Origin of the sequence: Flavobacterium kochi (genome assembly GCF_048286715.1) — a bacterium.
GTDB lineage: Bacteria > Bacteroidota > Bacteroidia > Flavobacteriales > Flavobacteriaceae > Flavobacterium.
The window spans coordinates 237083-257876 of record NZ_JBLVPW010000002.1 but is presented as its reverse complement, the minus strand read 5'-3'; the positions used below and the strand labels follow the sequence as shown (position 1 = coordinate 257876).

15 protein-coding genes are annotated in these 20794 nt (G+C 35.4%); 2 read left to right on the top strand and 13 right to left on the bottom strand.

The window, feature by feature from the left end:
- Nucleotides 1-2: 2 nt before the first annotated feature.
- The 13 genes from ACNQGH_RS03530 to ACNQGH_RS03470 form a co-directional block, all read right to left on the bottom strand.
- A complete protein-coding gene (locus ACNQGH_RS03530) occupies nt 3-440 on the bottom strand; it encodes a MarR family winged helix-turn-helix transcriptional regulator (RefSeq protein WP_417954603.1) in 438 nt (145 codons plus the stop codon).
- 298 nt (nt 441-738) lie between these two features.
- Nucleotides 739-2769 carry a glycoside hydrolase family 3 protein gene (locus ACNQGH_RS03525; RefSeq protein WP_417954602.1) on the bottom strand — a complete coding sequence of 677 codons (2031 nt, stop codon included), beginning with the start codon at nt 2767-2769 and terminating at the stop codon, nt 739-741.
- 249 nt (nt 2770-3018) lie between these two features.
- Nucleotides 3019-4899 carry a beta-glucuronidase gene (gene uidA / locus ACNQGH_RS03520; protein ID WP_417954600.1) on the bottom strand — a complete coding sequence of 627 codons (1881 nt, stop codon included), beginning with the start codon at nt 4897-4899 and terminating at the stop codon, nt 3019-3021.
- A gap of 44 nt (nt 4900-4943) precedes the next feature.
- Nucleotides 4944-5765: an SDR family oxidoreductase gene (locus ACNQGH_RS03515; protein WP_417954599.1), complete on the bottom strand. Its 822-nt coding sequence runs from the start codon at nt 5763-5765 to the stop codon at nt 4944-4946.
- A 64-nt stretch (nt 5766-5829) separates the two neighbouring features.
- A complete protein-coding gene (locus tag ACNQGH_RS03510) occupies nt 5830-7482 on the bottom strand; it encodes a RagB/SusD family nutrient uptake outer membrane protein (RefSeq protein WP_417954598.1) in 1653 nt (550 codons plus the stop codon).
- A gap of 26 nt (nt 7483-7508) precedes the next feature.
- A complete protein-coding gene (locus ACNQGH_RS03505; protein ID WP_417954597.1) occupies nt 7509-10454 on the bottom strand; it encodes a SusC/RagA family TonB-linked outer membrane protein in 2946 nt (981 codons plus the stop codon).
- A 1469-nt stretch (nt 10455-11923) separates the two neighbouring features.
- Nucleotides 11924-13285 carry an MFS transporter gene (locus tag ACNQGH_RS03500; RefSeq protein WP_417954596.1) on the bottom strand — a complete coding sequence of 454 codons (1362 nt, stop codon included), beginning with the start codon at nt 13283-13285 and terminating at the stop codon, nt 11924-11926.
- Entirely contained in the window at nt 13275-14696 is a 1422-nt protein-coding gene (gene uxaC / locus ACNQGH_RS03495; protein ID WP_417954595.1) for a glucuronate isomerase, read from the bottom strand. Before uxaC ends, ACNQGH_RS03500 begins: the two co-directional genes overlap by 11 nt.
- A gap of 7 nt (nt 14697-14703) precedes the next feature.
- Entirely contained in the window at nt 14704-15867 is a 1164-nt protein-coding gene (uxuA, locus tag ACNQGH_RS03490) for a mannonate dehydratase (RefSeq protein ID WP_417954594.1), read from the bottom strand.
- 36 nt (nt 15868-15903) lie between these two features.
- A complete protein-coding gene (locus ACNQGH_RS03485; RefSeq protein ID WP_417954593.1) occupies nt 15904-16716 on the bottom strand; it encodes an SDR family oxidoreductase in 813 nt (270 codons plus the stop codon).
- Nucleotides 16717-16731: 15 nt separating this feature from the next.
- Complete coding sequence (locus tag ACNQGH_RS03480) at nt 16732-17397, bottom strand: beta/alpha barrel domain-containing protein (protein ID WP_417954592.1); 666 nt, start codon at nt 17395-17397, stop codon at nt 16732-16734.
- Nucleotides 17398-17406: 9 nt separating this feature from the next.
- Entirely contained in the window at nt 17407-17859 is a 453-nt protein-coding gene (locus tag ACNQGH_RS03475; protein WP_417954591.1) for a NanQ anomerase/TabA/YiaL family protein, read from the bottom strand.
- A gap of 11 nt (nt 17860-17870) precedes the next feature.
- A complete protein-coding gene (locus ACNQGH_RS03470; protein WP_417954590.1) occupies nt 17871-18884 on the bottom strand; it encodes a PfkB family carbohydrate kinase in 1014 nt (337 codons plus the stop codon).
- A gap of 416 nt (nt 18885-19300) precedes the next feature.
- Here ACNQGH_RS03470 and ACNQGH_RS03465 point away from each other — a divergent pair, with 416 nt between their 5' ends.
- Together ACNQGH_RS03465 and ACNQGH_RS03460 are read left to right on the top strand one after the other, a co-directional pair.
- A complete protein-coding gene (locus ACNQGH_RS03465; RefSeq protein WP_417954628.1) occupies nt 19301-20323 on the top strand; it encodes a substrate-binding domain-containing protein in 1023 nt (340 codons plus the stop codon).
- 248 nt (nt 20324-20571) lie between these two features.
- Entirely contained in the window at nt 20572-20790 is a 219-nt protein-coding gene (locus ACNQGH_RS03460) for a helix-turn-helix domain-containing protein (protein WP_417954589.1), read from the top strand.
- Nucleotides 20791-20794: the final 4 nt, after the last annotated feature.

The window sequence follows — 20794 nt, the reverse complement described above, 5'->3', positions numbered from 1 at the left end:
TTTTATTTTGATATTAAAGTTTCAGCAATTTTTTTTAATGTGTCTAGCGAGTCATATAAATCTTTCTGCTCTTTATCGGTTAGCGCTTTTATTTTACTAGAAAAATGACTTTCCATACTGTCTTCTACCTTTTTAGCAAGTAATCCCCCTTCTTTTGTCAAAAATAAACGAACTATTCTTTTATCTGAAGAAGATCGTACTCTTTCTAATAGCCTAAGTTTTTCTAATTTATCGACTGTCTGAGAAAACGGGCCTTTTTCCAAGCCTATAGCTCTTGAAATGGACACCATAGATACATTAACAGAGTTTTTTACTGTCATTAAAATTCTTTCTTGGGTAAGATTTAGGAATGCTAACTCTTCTGGTAAAGAATACTCTTTGAACAATGCATATTTTATCAGGTCTACACTATTGAGTTCAATAGATACTTTTCTTTTCATTTTCACTTTCAAATTAGTTATAATTATAACGATTACAAATACAACTAAAATTACAAATATTAAAAAAATTTAATATTTTTTTTTAATATTTTGATCGTGACATGGTCCTTACAAATTATACTAAACAAAGTATTAATTTATATGTTTTTGGTCTAAACGTAATAAATAAAAGCGGCTAAAAAAGCCACTTTTATTAAACAAATAACCAAACCAAACTCTATTTTAACCTTTTTACAAACCTAACCATTTATTCGAACCCTACCCTTTTAACAAACCCAATTAATGATTGGTACAAGTTTTATTTTTCATTCTCCATTGAATACCCTAACCCTTCATTAAACTTAAATAATGCATAACCAGATGGTTTTAAATATCCGGGAACATCCGATTGATTATCCAATACGGCCTGACGCGATTTTGGAGTCGTAAAGGGCATTCTTCCCGTTGGGTTATATTTTCCCGTTAAAACATCTAATATGGCAGCTGAAGAGGTTCCAAAAGTTGCCAATACAGTTTGTAAATTTTTATTGTCAATTTCATCAATCACCCATGGATTAGAATAATTTATAACCACTACTGTAGGTTTACTGGAAGTAACTTCATTGATATACGTCACATCAATTTTATTATCGGATAATTGTAATTTTATTTCAGCACCTGTACTGCTAAAAAGGCCACCTGCATTAGGTGTTACCATTAAAATAACAAGATCAGCATCTTTTTTATCTTTGACCAATTCAATATCCCAATCGTTAGACTGTATTTCTGGAATGGCAGTAATTGATTTGCTATTATTATACAATGTTTCTATATAGACTTTCGTGCCTTTTCCAATAGGCAGTAATTTCGCATCATTTCTTAATAATACAATAGATTTTCTAAAGGCCAAATCTCCTCTTTTCTGAAATTCACTGTTTCCAACGGTTTTTTCGGCATAAGCAACATCAACATACGGATTTTCAAATAAACCTAATTCAAATTTTTCTATTAAAAGCCTTTCTATTGATTGATTGATCCTCGATTCAGATACCATCCCTTTTTTAACAGTTTCTAACAGTAAGGCGGGATCTCCCGTTCCTGAAAATAGATCTACACCACAATCAATTGCTTTTTGATAACGCTCTAAAATAGTTAAATTCTCAACACCCCAAGGCATCATATCTATTGGCCCGGTATCGGAATTAATGATACCTTTAAAGCCCATTTTTACCCTTAAAAGATCATTAATGATAGCTTTATTATAAGCAAAGGCTACTGCTTCATATTTTGTATTGATAGGCTTTGCGTAATACGGCATAATCGAAGAAGTGCCAGCATCAATAGCAGCCTGAAAAGGCTTTAAATGATAATCAAACATGTTCCCCGGATAATGCTGATCCTGACCCCAAACAAAATGCGGATCCTGACCATCTACTTGTGGACCTCCCCCTGGGAAATGCTTTGTCGTCAAAGCTACAGAACCCGTTCCTAATTTATTCTTTTGAAAACCTAAAGTTATCTCCCGTATCATTGAAGCTGCCAAATCAGCATTTTCGCCAAAGGTCCCTTCCACTCTTTGCCAGCGAGGCTCAGTAGCAAGATCAGCCATATACATATATCCTTTACGAAGACCGACGGCAGCCCATTCCTGTCTCGCAATATCTGCAAATTCTCTTGTTAATTCTAAATCTCGCATTGCAGCAAGTCCCAATTCTCCTGGCCATTTTGAAAAAACTGTAGTTCCTACACTTAGACCTACAGAGGCATCCACAGTGATGTGATTTCTTGGATTTGAAGCCACTATAGCCGGAATTCCCAGTCTGGAAGATTCGCAAAGTCGCTGCAAATTATTACTCCATTCCGCGATGTTTTTTGCTGAAGTATTGGCTCTGAGAATAAAATGTCTGAGATTAAATTTCGTTACAGCCTTGGTGGTTCCAACGGCATCCATTACTGGTGCCGGCAATGGTTTTTTTGAAAACATGTTGACCGTCCCTACCAGGTCCTCTTCGTTAAATCCACTTTTTATTTCTACTCCTTTTGGGGCATTAGCCTGAAAAGCATAATCACCCTGCATTCTTGTGGTACTGATGAGCATGAAACCTACTTTCTCTTCCAAAGTCATTTGAGAAATCAAATCTTTAACTCTGGTTTCATTAGGCAATCGCCAATCCTCATATTGATCCAGTTTACCATTTTTATTCAAATCTTTAAATTCGTACCCTTGTGATTTGATGATATGAACCCCTTTATTTCCTAATTTTGCCTGCACAGGACTTTGAGCAAAAGTGGCAAAAGACACTAAAGTCAGTGATAAAATTTTTGTAATGTTTGCGTGATAATTCGTCATAAGTCTATTTCAAGAGATTAATATTTTTATGAAAATAATTGGACTGCTTTCTTAATGTCAATAGTTAATATAATGGTTCAGCCGGAAAAGAAGTGAAACATTTTACGTGTAGTGTCTTTTTTTAACATGTGAGGAAGGTCATGTATTAAAAGCGTAAAAATGATTTTTATTCCACAAAAAAACCAGAAGAACCAATATAATGTTAACAGTTACAACCCCTATTCTATAAGATCGTTTTTTTAACGCCTGTTATTTTTTATCTTCCGGCTTTTTTGTCCATCTTTCTCTTAAATAATGAGCCGCCATTTTTGGTTTTCTGTCTCTTGTGAACACCCCTTTATAATTCATTCCTCCAAATCGTATAATCGACTGGCCAGTTTTGAAATCAGCAAAAGCCCATACATGCATCCCTGCCACAAAATCTTTTGTGTCTGCTACATCAAGGTAAGCCTTAATGAATTGTACCTGATATTCTTCGGTAAACATTTCTGCCTGATCTGCATGCATTCCAGGAAAAGTATCCGCTCCAAACTCCGTAATAACGATTGGTTTCTTTAATTTACTGTATAAATCATCTAATTCATCGCTAAGCATTTTAGCTCCAGTTTTAATATCACCCTGATTCGTATACCACCCCCAATAACGGTTAATACATACTACATCAGATAGTGCCAGCCATTCTACTGGTCCGCCCATTACACCAACAATTACTTTTAGTCTGGTTGGATCTAATTTTTTCACAAGATCAATCAATTCTTTAAACAAAATCACTGAATTTGGATCTGCTTTTTTCACATCATTAGGGGACATATTCATCACTTCTGGGGCAGGTTCATTCGCCACACTCCACATTACCACCGATGGATGGTTTTTATCTCTGGTAATAAGTTCCTCGATATATTTTTTACAGGCAATTTGTCTCAATTTTAATTCTTCTTTGTCTCCGTGGAAAAACAAACCAACCGCTGGAATTTCATTGATGATTAATATTCCTTCTCTATCGGCCATGTTCATATACTCTTCATCATATGGATAATGTGATGTTCTGTAAGAGTTCGCCCCTACCCATTTTAATAAGGAATAATCTTTAATAATTACTGGGTTTGCAGTAGCTCTTCCGAAAACAGGAAAATCTTCATGTTTACCAAATCCTTTTAGAAATACAGGTTTTCCATTTAAAAGTATTTGTTTATCATTAGTCGTAATGGTTCTTACCCCTGTTTCCAATTCATAGGTATCGATCATGCGGCTGGCATCACTGATACTAACGGACACTTTATAAAGAAATGGATCCTCTGTTGACCATAGTCTCACTTCAGGAATTTTAACAAGCACATTTGCAGTACTACCATTTAGGACAAATTCTGATTCATATATTTTGTTATTTCCAGAAATAGTAACTTTACCTTTGGTCGCCTTTCCTTCAGTATCTATTTTTACATTAACAGAACCTGTAGTGTTTTCAAATCCTGTTTGTACCGTTATATCTTTAATACTAGCCTCTGACTGAACGCTATACAAAAATACATCACGCTGTAAACCTGCATAAGGAAAAAAATCAAAATTAGCTTTTGGATTACTATTAAACATTCCTCCAGGAATACCACCACCAGGCGGAACACGACTTGGTTTTAATACATTCTCTAATTGAATCGTTAATCTGTTGGTTGCATTCCAGTTAATTAATGCAGAGATGTCAAAAGCAAAAGGCAAATTTCCTCCTTCGTGAGCACCTACCGGTTTTCCATTAAGGTACACTTTAGAAGCATAATTAGCCGAACCAATTCTGACATAAATTTTTTGCCCTTTCCAAGAATTAGGTATAAATACATCCTTCTCATACCAAGCAGTTCCCAGGTAATCTCTACTGTCCGTGAACTGATCGTTCCAGCTTCCCGGAACGGCAATCGAACGAGTATTGGGCAACCCATTCTTCCAGTTTTGAGCTTCTCCAACATTTAGTGAATCTTTCTGAAATTTCCAAATCCCTGAAATATTCTCTTTATTTCTGAACTCATTTTGTTGCGGAAATAAAGCAACATCCTTGGTTTCGGCTGTTTTAAAATCCTGCCCTACGGTCTTAGTAAATGAGGCAAACAGCATTGCTACTAGTAAAATTTTAGTTTTCATAAATAATTTAATTTTTATTAATTTAATCCTTATCCCTTCTTTATTTAAACACCGCTATTTATTGTAAATCCACCGTCAACCCCAATATCCATTCCGGTTACAAATTTAGAGGCATCACTTAACAGCCATACCAAAGCGCCGCATAATTCTTCTGGTTTCCCAAAACGCTTAAAGGGTGTTTGCCTTAAAATTGAATCCGCTCTATCGGTATAAGACCCGTCCGGATTAGTCAGTAAGGTACGATTTTGCTCCGATAGAAAAAAACCGGGTGCAATAGCGTTTATTCTTATGGAATCCTGATACCTATTGGCCATCTCAACGGCAAACCATTTCGTATAGTAATCGATAGCTGCTTTACCCATGCTGTATCCCAACACCCTGGTGAGTGCCCGTTTAGAAGCTACTGACGAAATATTGACAATAGCACCATTTCCTGTCTTAGCCAGACTGGGACCAAAAACCTGATTCGGTAAAATAGTACCCCATAAATTAAGTTCCATAGCCTTTTTCATTCCTTCAATGTTCAAATCGAAAACATCCCCTTCCGGACTTAACACTCCTTCGGGAACATTACCCCCTGCTGCATTGACAAGACCATCTATTTTACCGTATTTAGAAATAATTTTTTCTTTAGCTTCCTCTAATTCCGATTTTTCAAGAACATTTACGGCCAAAAATAAGGCTTCGCCTCCATTCCAACGTATCTCTTCCGCCTGAGCATTTCCTCTTTCTTCATTCAATCCAAATATAATTACAGTACCGCCAGCCTGAACAATTGCATTTACAAAATGACCTCCCAAAACACCAGTACCTCCGGTAACTACAATCACTTTATTGTCTAGCGAAAAAATATTCTTTTTGATCATTTTATTAGATTTTAATAATTAAAACGAAACAGTTGATAGCTATTTCGTTTTAATTAAATAACTTTTAGTATCCCGTATTTTGGTCTAAAACGGCATCTTTATTCAAATCAATTTCCGTTTTAGGAATCGGCAATAATAAATTAGTGGCTTTAATTCCAGTAATTTTTTGACCTCTGCCCACTACTCTATTTACAAGTTGACCGGTACGCATCAAAGTCATCCTGCGATTTTCTTCAGCCAGAAGTTCTCTTGCTCTTTCATCAAGAATAAAATCTATTGTAATATCGGCAGCGATAACTGGAAGGGCATTCGCACGACTTCTCAAAATATTGATAGTTGAGGCTGCTTCTGGAAGTTTTCCTTGTTTAAACTGTGCTTCTGCTTTTAGCAGGTAGGTCTCTCCCAATCGCATGATAATGATATCTTTTATCATAGCCTGTCCAAAAGGATCACTTGGATTATATTCATTCCACTTATTCGTTTGAGGCACAATAAATCGCTGGGTGTTAACCGATGGATCATTGATATCTACTTTTTGTCCAAACTTTGCAAAAGTAGGGTCGTTATAGTAATAATTTCTTCTTAGGTTGTATTTTGAATTTCTCATATCACCTGGAGCATAAAGACTGTTCAATACCCAATCCGTCAAGGCAATCCTGCTGATTCCTCTTCCTCCCAAAGAATCACAAAGCAACATTCCTTTTTGTTGATGATAGCGAGATCCCCAAACTCTTCGGTATTGTGGAGATCCTATTTCATCCACTGCACCTACAGGCAAACTTGATCCGGTACCACCTATTACTGACGATGGGTTTTCAATCTCTAAAACCCAGATGGCTTCTTTATTTCCTTGAGATCTCCTTTGGTTACCATACAAAAACATATCGGCAAATGCATCACCAGGTTGACCTGCTTTGCTACCATATCTTTGGGTTACCAAACTAAAATCACCACTATTTATAATGGCATCACAAGCTGCCTCTGCAAGATCATTTTTTCCCATCCTAAGATAAGCTTCCGCTAATACCTGTGAAGCCATTGCTGAATGGGCTCTTGAATACGTTTTTCCTTTTACATTACCGCTAACATTATTGACAGTAGGCAAATTTGTTTTAGCAAATAGTAAATCATCTACAATAAGCTTATTCAATTCTGCTAGATCTGCTCTAACAAAATCAGTCTTTGCTCCACTAACCGGAACGGTAATCAAGGGTACTTTGCCAAAAAGAGTTACCAACGTATTATAAGCTAATCCTCTGTAAAACTTAGCCTCCGCCGCAATCTTATCTTTAGCAGTTTGAGTCAAAACCGTTTTAGGATTCTCAGTAGCTACAATAATTGCATTTGCATTGTTAATAATTTTATAGGCCCATTTCCATGCATACAATACTGCCGGATCCGTAGAAGTAAGATTCGCATAATCAGTAAAAGGAACAGCCCATGGGTCCATGTCAGCCGGAGACTTATTATAGGCCACATCAGTACCAATTTGCCAACAGGCCAACCAGCCCTGACCTGTCGCATTAGCTAAATTAAAAAAGGTGTGCCAGGTTGAATATTGGTTTTGCAAACCAACCAGGGCCGCATCTAATCCCAACGCATCATTGAGTTGTGTAGGATCATAACTTGAATATAATTTTTCATCTAAATAATCATTCTGACAAGAACTAACCCCCATTACAATCAGAAGGCTAACCATATATATTTTATTTTTCATTTTTTGAAAGTATTAAAAGTTATTACTTATTTTAAAGTGATATTGGTACCTATTGTAAAGACAGAAGTCAAAGGATAACTATTCGTATCATTCGCTAATCCTTTATCAAAATCAGCCTCAGGATCCCATCCAAACCATTTGGTCCAGGTCACAAGGTTTCTACCGCTCATATAGATTGTTAATCCTCCTAAATGTAATTTATCAAGTACTTTGGTATTGGCTACATAACTTAGCGTTACATCTTTTAACCTTGTATAGCTGGCATCTTTTGGATAATTATAATCTCTTGTATTGGTATAAGAAAGTGCAGGTCTTGAATTATTCTGATTTGCTGCTGTCCAATATCCTATTCCTCCAGGTAAATTTTGTCTGCCACCATAATCTCTGTAATCCAACAAGTTATTGCTTTTACTAATTCCTTGTGCGGTTTGAATGAAAACATTTAAATGGAAATCTTTATAATGGAACGTATTGGTAATCCCTCCTGTCCATTTTGGAGCAGTCTGACCTAAAACAACTCGGTCATTCGGAGTAATAGTCCCGCTTCCATCGGTATCGGCAAATTTTAAATCTCCCGGTTTAGCTGTAGGATCTACTCCTGCAGGATTTTCTCCCACCTGCCATACGCCTACTTGTTTGTAATCATACACCACACCTATTGGCTTACCTATGAACCATCTATTACCTACGTCATCTTTTTTATCTCCGTATAAATCAACAATTTTGTTTTTATTAGTCGCAAAATTCGCACTGGTCTCCCATCTAAAATTACTTAGGTTAAGAACCGTAGCTTTTAGCGAAATCTCCAACCCTTTATTAGACACTTCTCCTAAATTTTGTAATACCTGGCTATAACCCGTTATAATCGGTATTGCACGCAACAACAATAAATCTTTAGTATGATTACTATACCCATCAATAGTTCCTGAAATCTTTTTGTCGAACAATTCAAAATCTAACCCCACATTGGTTCCAAGGGTACTTTCCCAGGTAAGATCTTTATTACCCAATACATTAGCTACAACACCTACAGTACTGACACCATTGAAAGGTAATCTGACAGTACTTGCAGTGGATGAGGTCACGTTTGGATTTATCGCCTGATTTCCTGAAAGTCCATAAGAAGCTCTTAATTTCAAATTAGTGACAACATTCGAATTTTCTAAAAACTTTTCTTTCGAAATATTCCAACCCAACGCTACCGAAGGAAACAAACCATATTTTGAAGAATTAGATCCAAAAGCGGAGTACCCATCTCTTCTTGCTGTAGCGGTAAATAGATACTTACTGGCATAAGAGTAATTTAATCGTAACATTTGCGACAAAAGATTGGACTTATATCCCTGAGAACTTGCAGACGTAGACGATGCAGTCGATAGATTATTGAAAGTCAACTGATCATTAATAAATCCTGAAGCGGTTGTACTCGACGAAAAGAAATCCGTTTGTTGTGCACTGTAAAGTCCGGTAACACCTATAGTGTGATTTTTCCAGCTTTTGTTGTAATTAAATATATTCTCAACGGTCATACTTCTGGTCTCGCTATTTGATACCAAAGCGGTACCTAATAAATCCCCCGTACTTCTGCCTAAATAACTTTGAAACTGACTCGGAACCAAAGTATAGCCTACATTTAATTTGTATTTAAATCCCGGTAAAAAATCTGGGGTTAAATCAAAAAAAGCATTCGCTGTAATATTTTGATTCCTGTCGTTACGTGGGCTATTCAATCTCACCATTGGGCTTCTGAATACCAGTTCTCCAAACATTGGATAGACTTCATAATTCCCATTTGCATCATAAAGACTACCGTAAGGACTCATTCTACCCGCTAAAGTTAAATTGGTATGACCCCCATCATAATTGTTGTTTGTCAAAAATATATTTACTCCACCATCTAAATAAGGTGTTATTTTGGCATTAATATTTGATCTAATACTCCCACGTTGAAAGTCATATCCTTTCAGAACCCCTTTTTGCTCCAATAGATCTCCTGAAATATAGTACTTAACACTTTCACTACCTCCAGAAATACTCACATTATAATTTTGAATTTTCCCTAGCTGATCCACCTGATCCATCCAATCGGTAACTACTCCATTAGCATAGTTTTGTTGTTCAAAAAGATTTGGTAAAACATTCTTATCAGCTGATCCGGACTGCGTCTTCCAGTCTGCATATTTTTGCACGTATTCCGCTGGTCCCATAGGATTTATTCTATTAGAGAACGTTTCAATACCGGCATAGGTGTTGAATTTTATAACAGGTTTTCCTGTCTTTCCTTTTTTAGTAGTAATCAAAATAACACCATTTGCTCCCCTGGTTCCATAAATCGCAACTGCCGAAGCATCTTTCAATATTTCCAATGATTCAATATCATTCGGATTAATATCATTTAAAGATCCACCTGTAGTACTAAATGGCATACCATCCAAAACAATAAAAGGACCGGTAGCAGCACTGATAGAACTCGCCCCACGAATTTGAGCTGAAGTTCCACTTCCGGGAGCAGATGAGCTCTGAATTACATTCACTCCGGCAACGGCACCTTGCACCGATTGCAATACATTGGTAACAGGAAGTTGAGAAAGTCGTTCTTTAGATAAAGAAGTCACAGACCCTGTCACATCTGACTTTTTCTGTGTACCGTACCCTACAACAACTACTTCATTTAAAGTGTTATTAGTAGGAGTTAGTTTTACATCAATAGTAGTCTGATTCCCTACTGCAATTTCTTTCTGATCGTAACCAATAAAAGTAAATACCAAAGTAGCACCTGTATTAGCCTGTATAGCATAGGTCCCTTCAAAGTCAGTAGACGCTCCATTATTGGTACCTTTAATAAGAATAGAGGCCCCGGGTAGTGGTTGATTATTTTCATCTACTATTTTACCTGAAATTTTTACTTTTTCAGATTGGCCATAAATAACAGCAGAGAAAACTAAGAGACACATCAAAATAGTTTTTTTCATAATTTTTTTTTGGTTAGAAATTAATTTATTTGTTTTTGGGTTATTTTTTATTAACTAATGCTCTTTATTAAATTACCTACGTGTAGGCACACGTAATTTTTCAAAAAAAAAGCATTTTAGCAATACCGTGTGCGCAAACATAAGTCTTATTTCTTAAATAAAAAATAAAATTTATAATTATTCTCAAAAAAACACATAAAATTTAATTATGTGTTTTTTTAAATATAATTTTGTAAACTATTATCTATAAATTTAACCATTTCTTAAAATGGACCTTTTATTTCGTTAAATAAATTAAAATCAAAAGAAATGACTTCAAAAAAGTCAAACAAGACTATAAATGACTTTACTTAATAAAAATATTTAATAATACTACTAATACAAAAGACACTCCTTCTATATATCGTGTGAAAGTTTCTTATCATTTAAAGTACCACTGGAACAAGCAGCAACAACAGAATCTTTGAATTACAAATAAAGCCATTGGAAGGCAAAACCAAAAATTGAAAAGCCATACAAAGCGACCGCTTTAAAACGACTCATATAGGTTATTATTCGATGGAGTGAATAGGATGGGTGTTACCGAGCAAAGTGGTTCTTTGTCAATTTTGGTCAAAATAAAATAATAATTATATTTATTTTTCAATTCCTTTCCTTTTACAAGTACTTCAATTTTGTCGAATAGATTATATACTTGAGCCTCTTTGTATGCTAAGGCGAACAAGGAAAAAGAGCTCCCAATTAGTATAACATAATTTTAAGGCTCTAAAGGCCAATGAAAAATGGGGAACTGCTGTTACGGAATATAAGTATCTGGTACTACATTGTATTTATTGCCTACAATTAATTTCTTTAATGGTGAAATAACAATGGTGAAATAACAATGGTGAAATAACAATGGTGAAATAACAATGGTGAAATAACAATGGTGTATTAACAATGGTGTAGTAACAATGGTGTAGTAACAATGGTGTAGTAACAATGGTGTAGTAACAATGGTGTAGTGAAATAATAAGTTCTGAAGAAGCTGAAAAAACAAATTTTAAACAACTAACCAATAGTAAAAAATCTTTTAAATTTGCCACTATTGCACTTAGATCAAGGCAGCCAATATCAACTGAAATACTATCAACTGAAATACTACCAACTGAAATACTATCAAATAAAATACTATTGAAAAAAATAAAAGGGGATGAGCACAAAGCATCAGGAAAAGGAAACGGTTTAGATGCTGCACTTATGGAAAACTGCTTTGGAATGTAAAAATCAGAACTATTTACTATCATGAACTTTAGCGATGCAAAACCGTTAAAGCCAGAAATTAAAGCGTATCTCAAATAGTATACTGATAAAAAAAATAAATTTAAACGAAATGAGCCCGATGCAATATCGGGCTCATAGTATCAAACATAAGTGTAATTTTTTCTAAACTTTTAGACGCAGTCTAGAAATCATAGCAGAATACAGCATTACAAATCCTGTACAGGAGCATATTTAGGAACTAATAGCTTCATTATTGACCAAGCTAATAAATAAGCCGTTGCACAAAAAACAAATACAAGGGCATACCCCGTCTTAATTTGTCCTAAAGCCTCATAATGATCAATTAAAGCACCGGCTGTCTTCGTAACAAGAACCCCACCTATTCCACCTGTCATTCCTCCAATTCCCACCACAGAACCAATCGTTTTTTTAGGAAACATATCCGATACTGTAGTAAAAATATTAGCAGACCATGCCTGATGTGCTGAAGCGCCTAAACCAATCAATAGTACCGGAATCCAAAAACTAATATGTCCTAACGGTTGTGCCAATAACACTACCAGCGGAACTATTGCAATTAGTAACATCGCTTTCATTCTTCCATCATAAGGTGTAAATCCTTTATTAATAAAATACACAGGAAACCAACCTCCCCCGATACTGCCAATCATTGTCATACTGTATAAAACCGCCAAAGGTAAAATGATAGCAGTATCTACCATGTTAAACTCTGCCTGTAGGTATTTTGGCAACCAGAATAAAAAGAACCACCAAACACCATCGGTCAAAAATTTCCCAATTACAAAGGCCCAGGTTTGACGGTAACCCAATAATTTAGTCCACGCAACCTTATCTCCTGTTTCGACTATCTGAACAATAGCAGGATCATTTTCACCAATTATATAATCCAATTCTTCTTTGGATAACTTCTTTTGATTTTCAGGTTTTTCATATAAGGCATTCCAAAATAAAATCCAAATAAAACCTATTGCACCAACTGCGATAAAAGCACTTTGCCACCCCCAATGAACAGCAATCCACGGAACCGTTAGTGGTGCTAATATAGCACCAACATTTGAACCTGAATTGAATATACCGGTCGCCAAAGCACGTTCTTTTTTTGGAAAATATTCAGCTGTGACTTTAATTGCGGCAGGGAAATTTCCCGATTCACCAAAACCTAAAACCGCTCTGGACACCATAAAACCAGCAATTGATATTGGAACAGCACTAATTCCTACCCAAGCCAAAGCATTCGAAAAAACACTTCCGATAACGATAGAATACGCATGCATTATGGCTCCGATTGACCAGATCGATATCGCTAAAATATAACCCCATTTTGTTCCTAATTTATCGATAATCCTACCCGCAAAAAGCATGGATATCGCATAAATAAATTGAAATACTGCTGTAATATTAGCATAGTCGCTATTGGACCAATTGAATTCCTTAGATAAACTAGGCGCCAATAAACTAAGCACTTGTCTGTCTAAATAATTGACGGTCGTAGCAAAAAATAAGAGCCCACAAATAGTCCAACGATAATTTTTAATTTTAGTGTTCATCTATGGATATTTTTAAATAGTGTAAGGCATTATTAAAACAAATATTCTCCACCATTTTACCAATGAAAACCATATTATCAGGAACTAAACCTTTTTCCATTTCATCCCCAAGCACATTGCATACTATTCGACGGAAGTAATCATGACGAGAAAAAGACATAAAACTTCTTGAATCGGTAACCATTCCGACAAATCTGCTTAGCAACCCAAAATTAGATAATACATTCATCTGATTTTCCATTCCTTGCTTTTGATCTAAAAACCACCAAGCGGCTCCATATTGCATTTTTCCTGGAATTGGTCCCTCATTGAAGTTAGCAACCATAGCAGCTACCATCTCGCTTTCACTGGAATTCAGATTATAGACAATCGTTTTTGTTAATCCGTTAGCCAGATTAAGTCGATCAAAAAATTGCGCCATTTTTTCGGCAGTATTGGGAGATCCAACAGAGTCAAAACCATTGTCAGGACCCAGCAGCTGATTCATCCTGGTATTATTATTTCGAATAGCCCCCACGTGAAACTGTTGTGTCCATGATTTTTCATTATTCATTAATGCCAATTTGAAAAGCATTGCCGATTTATATTTGTCTATTTCTAAATCACTAAGGTTTTTCCCTTCCCTTGCTTTATCAAAAATTGCAGCAACCTCCTCTTCCGTGAAATCCGAAGCATAATACGTTCCATGCCCATGATCTGAAACACGGCAACCCATTTCATGAAAAAAAGCATGACGCATTTGGATGGCATTCACAAAAGATTCAAAAGTAGTGATACCATAGCCAACACTTTTTTCAAGTTTATCAATCCATCCCAAAAATTCTGCACTATTTTCTATATTCACGGATTTGTCCGGACGAAAACTAGGTACAACTGTTATTTCAAATTGATCCTCCCGAATTTGTTTATGGTAGCGCAAATCATCCGTAGGATCATCGGTTGTACCAACTACCTTCACATTCATTTTTCGCAATAAATTTTTCACACTGAACGCCGGTGTTTTTATCAGCGCTGTACATTGCTCATAAATTTTTTCGGCTGTATCTCCATTTAAAAGATCTTCAATTCCAAAATAATTTTTTAACTCCATATGGGTCCAATGGTACAAAGGATTCCTTAAGGTATAGGGAACTGTTTCAGCCCACTTTTTGAATTTCTCCAAATCAGTTGCATCACCGGTAATGTATTTTTCATCAATTCCGTTGGCTCGCATAGCCCTCCATTTATAGTGATCCCCTTCAACCCACATCTGGGTAATATTTTCAAACTGGCGATCTTCGGCTATGTCTTTTGGAGACAAATGATTATGGTAATCAAGAATAGGCTGTGTTTTAGCGTATTCATTATAAAGCGTTACTGCTGTCGGACTATTTAACAAAAAATCGTCTGAAATAAATGTTTTCTTAGCCATAACTATTTTAATTAAATAAACTTTTTTCTATTCCCATTTCCAAACCTCTCAATTCTGCCAAACCTCTTAAACGACCAATTCCTGAATAACCTGGATTTGTTTTTTTATTTAAATCATCCAACATCTGATGGCCATGATCTGGTCGCATTGGGATGATTCTTTTCGTTTCTTTTTGTTTTTTTAGAATAGATTTTACCACTTCATACATATCTACATCACCTTCTAAATGATTGGCTTCATAGAAATTTCCTTCTGCGTCACGTTGGGTACTTCTAAGATGAATAAAATTCATTTTATCCCCATGACGATCTACAATACCTGGCAAATCATTTTTAGCAATAACTCCGTAAGAACCCGTACACATACAAAATCCATTTGATGGTGAATCAATTGCATTTAGTAATTGTATTAAATCTGCTTCGGTACTTACTACACGAGGCAAACCTAAAATTGGATAAGGAGGATCATCAGGATGAATAGCCATTAAAACGCCTACACTCTCGGCTACTGGAATGATTTCACGCAAGAAATAATATAAATTTTCTTTCAATTTATTGGCATCAATACCATCATACCCTTGCAGTACTTTTAAGAAATCTTCAACAGTATACGATTCTTCTGCACCTGGCAAACCAGCAATAATGTTTTGTTGCAATTTTACTTTATCAGCATCGGTTAACTTTTCAAAAGTAGCTTTTGCTTTTACCTGCTGTGCTTCAGAATAAGTAGTTTCTGCTCCAGGTCTTTTTAAAATGAACAATTCAAAAGCAGCAAATTCATTGATATCAAAACGCAGGGCTTTAGAGCCGTCTGGCATTTCATAAGACAAATCGGTTCTAGACCAATCTAAAACAGGCATAAAATTATAACAAACTATATTAATTCCGCATACCGCTAAATTTTTAATACTTTGCTTGTAATTTTCTATATATTTCAAATAATCACCTGATTGTTTTTTGATATCCTCGTGAACCGGAATGCTTTCTACAACTGAAAAAGTTAATCCTGCAGCTTCCACTTCATTTTTCCTCTTCATGATTTCATCGACTTCCCACACTTGTCCATTTTTAATATGGTGTAAGGCAGTAACAATTCCGGTTGCACCGGCTTGTCTGGCGTCAGATAATTTCACAGGATCATTTGGTCCGTACCATCTCCATGTTTGTTCCATTTGCTTAAATTTTTTATATATTATTAGTTACTTTATTTATATACTTGATACTCCAAATCCACCATCTACATTGACACTAATACCGGTAACAAATTTTGAAGCATCACTACACAACCAAATTAAAGTTCCGCTCAAATCTTCTGGTATGCCGAATCGTCGCATTGGAGTCTGATCAATAATTTTCTCTCCTCTGGCCGTCAAACTTCCATCCGATTCTAATAATAGCGCTCTATTTTGTGCTCCGATAAAAAATCCCGGAGCAATGGCATTAACGCGTATTCCTTCTCCAAACTTACTAGCCATTTCTACAGCCATCCATTTAGTGAAATTGTCTACTGCAGCTTTTGATGCTGAATAACCTACTACACGAGTCAAAGGACGTTGTGCCGAAGCGGAAGATATATTGATGATTACTCCTTGTTTTTGTTCAGCAAAAATTTCAGAAAAAACTTGTGTTGGTAACATTGTTCCAATAATGTTTAAGTCCAATACCTTTTGTAAATCACCTGTCAATAGATCAAATATTGCCTTGTCAGGCGCAATTGTTGCCCCTGGCATATTTCCTCCTGCTGCATTGATTAAAATATCAAGGCGTCCGTATTTTTCTAAGATTAAATCTTTTACTTTTTCAAGTGAAGGCTTATCTAATACATTTGCCACTACAGCAAAAGCTTTTCCTCCATTTGCGATAATTTTGTTCACTACAAGATCTGCTTCTGCTATGTTTAGTCCCATAATCCCAGTAATCACACCGGATTGTGCCAAAACTTCCCCCATATGACCTCCTAAAACTCCTGCTCCTCCCGTTATTAAAGCTACTTTTCCTTTTAAATTGAATAAATCATTCATATATATATATATTATTTATTTGTTTTTTATTGTTTGAATTAAATGTAAAACTGCAATGGTATTATTTTCGATAGCCTGATAGTCTTTTTGATCCATTATGGTTGTACTGATCAGTTTACTCCCCATCCCCACGGCACAAACCCCGGCTGTAAACCAAGCTTCAATACTTTCTTTAGTCGCATCAACTCCTCCAGTAGGCATGAATAAAAGATTTGGAAAAACATCTTTAATCGTATTCAAAAAAGGGATCCCCAGGATGTTACCGGGAAATAATTTAACGAATCGAATTCCTGCATTTTCAGCTGCAATTATATCCGAAGGTGTCATGCAACCCGGGCTGTAAAAAATATCATTATTTATGGTATAGTCTGCAATTTCCCGAACAAAACCGGGACTTATTAAAAAATCAGCTCCTGCCTGAAGGTATTCTTTAGCCTGGCTTAAATTTTTTATTGTACCAATACCAAGTAACATACCAGGCATTTCTAAATTTCTTAATTGAACAAGCGCTTTAAAGTTGTTTAAGGCTGTGGTTCCCCTATCGGTATACTCCACTGCTTTAATTCCTGCTTTATAGAGTGCTTTAAGCACTTCAACACTTACCGTTTCATCTGTATTAAAATACAAAGGCAGTAGTCCTTGTTGAACAATTGCATCTGTTACTTGTTGGATATTTTTCATTTCTTTACGTTATCTCTTAATTTTTATTACCAATTTTTTTATTTCGCCCGCTCCAATCATGGGAGCATGAACATCCTCTGGAAAAAAAATGGCAAATTGCCCCTTTGTCAATTCGAATAACAGCTCCGGTGCGTCACTGAAAAATCGTACATCTTTTTCCGGATTATAATCCCCATTAGGTATCATACATTTATGTCGGGGCTTCCAGCCAAAAGTTTCTTTCCCTTTGATACAATACTGAATATCAATATTCTTATCATGACATTCAAATTTCGACAAACCAGTTTCTTTAGATACGCCCTGGAATGCTGCTACGAAAGCCGTTAAATTTTCAAAAGTACCAACAGGACCAGCTGCTGCTTTTTCAAGATCACTATGGCCCTTGATAAATTCGAAGGCTCCCTTAAAACAAGGATTTATATTAAAATAATTGGAAGCATTTTCTAAAGTATCTATAATCATACAGGCATTTTTTATCGTTGAACCCTAACACTTCCCTGACCTTTCATTAAATCCAGCACTTCATTTAAAGAAGCATGATTAAGATCCCCTGGTATGGTATGTTTAATTACGCTGGCAGCAACCGCAAACTCAGCAGTATCCTGTGTTGACATACCCGTCACCAGGCCATAAATTAAACCGCTGGCAAAAGAGTCTCCTGTACCGACACGATCAACAATTCTGACATCATATTTTTTGGTCTCATAAAATTCAGTACCATCATAAACCAAAGCACTAAAAGTATTATCACTCGCGCTGTGGCTTTCTCGTAATGAAGTGGCTATAAATTTGAATCCAAACGTTTCTTTCATTTGTTTGAAAATATCCTTAAAACCGGCAATCGTTATTCTACCATCTATAACATCGTTTGCTTTCGGCTCCATACCCAAAGTGGTATCAGCTCCAATACAAACATCCACGTATTGACAAATTCTTCCTAACACCTTCGCTGCTTTATCCTTACTCCATATTTTTTTTCTATAATTAATATCGATGCTGGTCATAATTCCTTTTGCTTGTGCCGCTTTCAAAACAGCTTCAGTTAATGTAGCAGCCTGATCACTCAAGGCAGGCGTAATTCCACTGGTGTGAAACCATTGCGCACCTTCTAAAACGGCATCAATATCAAACTCGGCTATATTAAAATCAGTAATGGAAGATCCTGCTCTGTCATAAATAACTTGGGAGGCTCGCATAGAAGCACCCGGTTCTAAAAAATAAATACCCAAACGATCCCCTCCTTTAACTATAAATTGGGTATCTACACCAAAACGTCGCAAATGATTAATTGCCGACTGGCCAATCGCATTATCAGGTACTTTTGAAATAAAAGTGCCTTGTAATCCATAATTACACATTGCAGCTGCAACATTGGCTTCTGCCCCACCATAAGTAGCCTCAAAAGTTTCAGATTGAACAAAACGTTTGTGATCCGGCGTTGACAATCTCAACATAATTTCACCTAGAGTTACAACTTTTTTAATCATACTATTTAATTTTTTATTTGATCTGCAAACCGATTATTTTAAACCATAATGATAAAAAAATTACAGAAAGAATTAAAACGTGTTCGCACACGTTTTTTTTTAATATATTTGTCTGCTTTTAGAAATAAAGCCGGCAAATTTATTTTTGGAATATTCTTTCTTAAATTGAAATCAAGAAGGTAAAATCAATTCGTGTACGTACACGGAACAGGGCAAATATATAATAAAATTTCAATCATGCAAAAAAAAGATTTTATTTTTGCTAAATAAATTAGAATACAAAAAATTATTCCTAGTTGGAAGAATCAATTTTTTTGATTACAGATCCTACGATTAGGACTTTTGCAAATTATAAAAAAAACAGTATTTTTGAGTTCACTTATAAAGTGAAATTTCACCTAACCTTAAACTAAACAATTATCATCACAATTAAAAAAATTGCTCAGCTTGCTGCTGTTTCTCAAGGAACTGTAGATAGGATTATACATAATCGAGGTCAGGTTTCACAAGAAAACATTGATAAAGTTAATGCTATCATAAAAGAACACGGGTATAAAAAAAATATTTTTGCCAGTAATCTCGCCTTTAACAAAAAGTTCAAATTTGCAGTTTTCCTACCTAAAAATGAAGGACTTGAATATTGGAAAATCCCACTTAATGGTATTGAAAGAGCAGAAAATGAATTTGAAAAATTTGGAGTTACCCTCGATTACTATTTCTACAAATACGACTCCAGTTCTTTCAAAAAAATGGCTTCTAAAATAGTAGATAAAAAATATGACGGCCTCTTATTTGCACCTATCTTTCATGACGAATCGATTTTATTTTTGAATCAATGTAAAAAGAAAGACATTCCGGTTGTCATGATTGACTCTAACCTAAAAGAAGTGGACAGTATTGCCTATATAGGACAGGATGCTTTTCAAAGTGGCTATCTCGCAGGAAGGCTCGTTTGTTATAATTCAGCCTTGCAAAATAATGTCCTGATAATAAAAATCACTCGTGAAATAGAAAGCACCTCGGTGTACCTACAGCGAATTAAGGGATTCTACTCCTATTTTGAAGATCACAAAGAATTTTCAAACTTTAAATTTTCGGAAATTACATTGAAAGATTCCGGTAAAAAACAACTAACCGTAAAAATGTTTGAAGGAATCAACACCATTTTTATCCCAAATTCAAGATCTTACATTGTTGCTGAATTTTTAAAAAACAACAACCTAAATCATATTGTATTAGTCGGTTACGACTTGTTGCAGGAGAATGTAAAATACCTAAAAGATGGCGTTATTAATTTTTTAATAAATCAAAAACCAGAACAACAAGGCTACTTGGGTGTGGAATATTTATATAAAAAAATTATACTCAACGAAAATGTTGAAAATACCTATTACATGCCCTTGGAAATAATCATAAAAGAAAATTGCTACACCATTTAAAGATAGTTTTAATCCAGGGATAACTATTTTTTAATGATGCGCTCTTTGTTGGTATATTAATTCGTAAGAACATAAACACTTTCTGATACAAATGGTATAAATCAACCTAAATATCGATTGGCATTCGAAATAAACCATCAATGACAGCTATATGCTTTTACATATAAATTCAATTTAACATTACAGATTATATGCTTTTACATATAATTAACTATATTTGTTTAAAATCGTTGTAAAAGCATATAATCATGAAGACAATAGCAGATTTTGTAAAAGAAAAAAGAAATGAAGTAAACCTCACACAGGAAGCTTTTGCGGAGCGTGCCGGGGTAGCGTTAACCGTTATTCGAAAAATAGAGCAAGGAAAAGAAAACCTTAATCTAGAGAAAGTAAATCAAGTACTCAAAATGTTTGGACATGCTTTAGCTCCGGTAAATGCCAGGGAATTATCCAAAAATGACCATTAGAGTC

Coding starts and splice junctions, on each gene's coding strand:
- ACNQGH_RS03530 (WP_417954603.1), bottom strand. CDS start 440: ATGAAAAGAAAAGTATCTATTGAACTCAATAGTGTAGACCTGATAAAA.
- uxuA (WP_417954594.1), bottom strand. CDS start 15,867: ATGGAACAAACATGGAGATGGTACGGACCAAATGATCCTGTGAAATTA.
- ACNQGH_RS03470 (WP_417954590.1), bottom strand. CDS start 18,884: ATGATTAAAAAAGTTGTAACTCTAGGTGAAATTATGTTGAGATTGTCA.
- ACNQGH_RS03500 (WP_417954596.1), bottom strand. CDS start 13,285: ATGAACACTAAAATTAAAAATTATCGTTGGACTATTTGTGGGCTCTTA.
- uidA (WP_417954600.1), bottom strand. CDS start 4,899: ATGAAAACTAAAATTTTACTAGTAGCAATGCTGTTTGCCTCATTTACT.
- ACNQGH_RS03505 (WP_417954597.1), bottom strand. CDS start 10,454: ATGAAAAAAACTATTTTGATGTGTCTCTTAGTTTTCTCTGCTGTTATT.
- ACNQGH_RS03485 (WP_417954593.1), bottom strand. CDS start 16,716: ATGAATGATTTATTCAATTTAAAAGGAAAAGTAGCTTTAATAACGGGA.
- ACNQGH_RS03475 (WP_417954591.1), bottom strand. CDS start 17,859: ATGATTATAGATACTTTAGAAAATGCTTCCAATTATTTTAATATAAAT.
- ACNQGH_RS03480 (WP_417954592.1), bottom strand. CDS start 17,397: ATGAAAAATATCCAACAAGTAACAGATGCAATTGTTCAACAAGGACTA.
- ACNQGH_RS03515 (WP_417954599.1), bottom strand. CDS start 5,765: ATGATCAAAAAGAATATTTTTTCGCTAGACAATAAAGTGATTGTAGTT.
- ACNQGH_RS03510 (WP_417954598.1), bottom strand. CDS start 7,482: ATGAAAAATAAAATATATATGGTTAGCCTTCTGATTGTAATGGGGGTT.
- ACNQGH_RS03460 (WP_417954589.1), top strand. CDS start 20,572: ATGAAGACAATAGCAGATTTTGTAAAAGAAAAAAGAAATGAAGTAAAC.
- uxaC (WP_417954595.1), bottom strand. CDS start 14,696: ATGGCTAAGAAAACATTTATTTCAGACGATTTTTTGTTAAATAGTCCG.
- ACNQGH_RS03525 (WP_417954602.1), bottom strand. CDS start 2,769: ATGACGAATTATCACGCAAACATTACAAAAATTTTATCACTGACTTTA.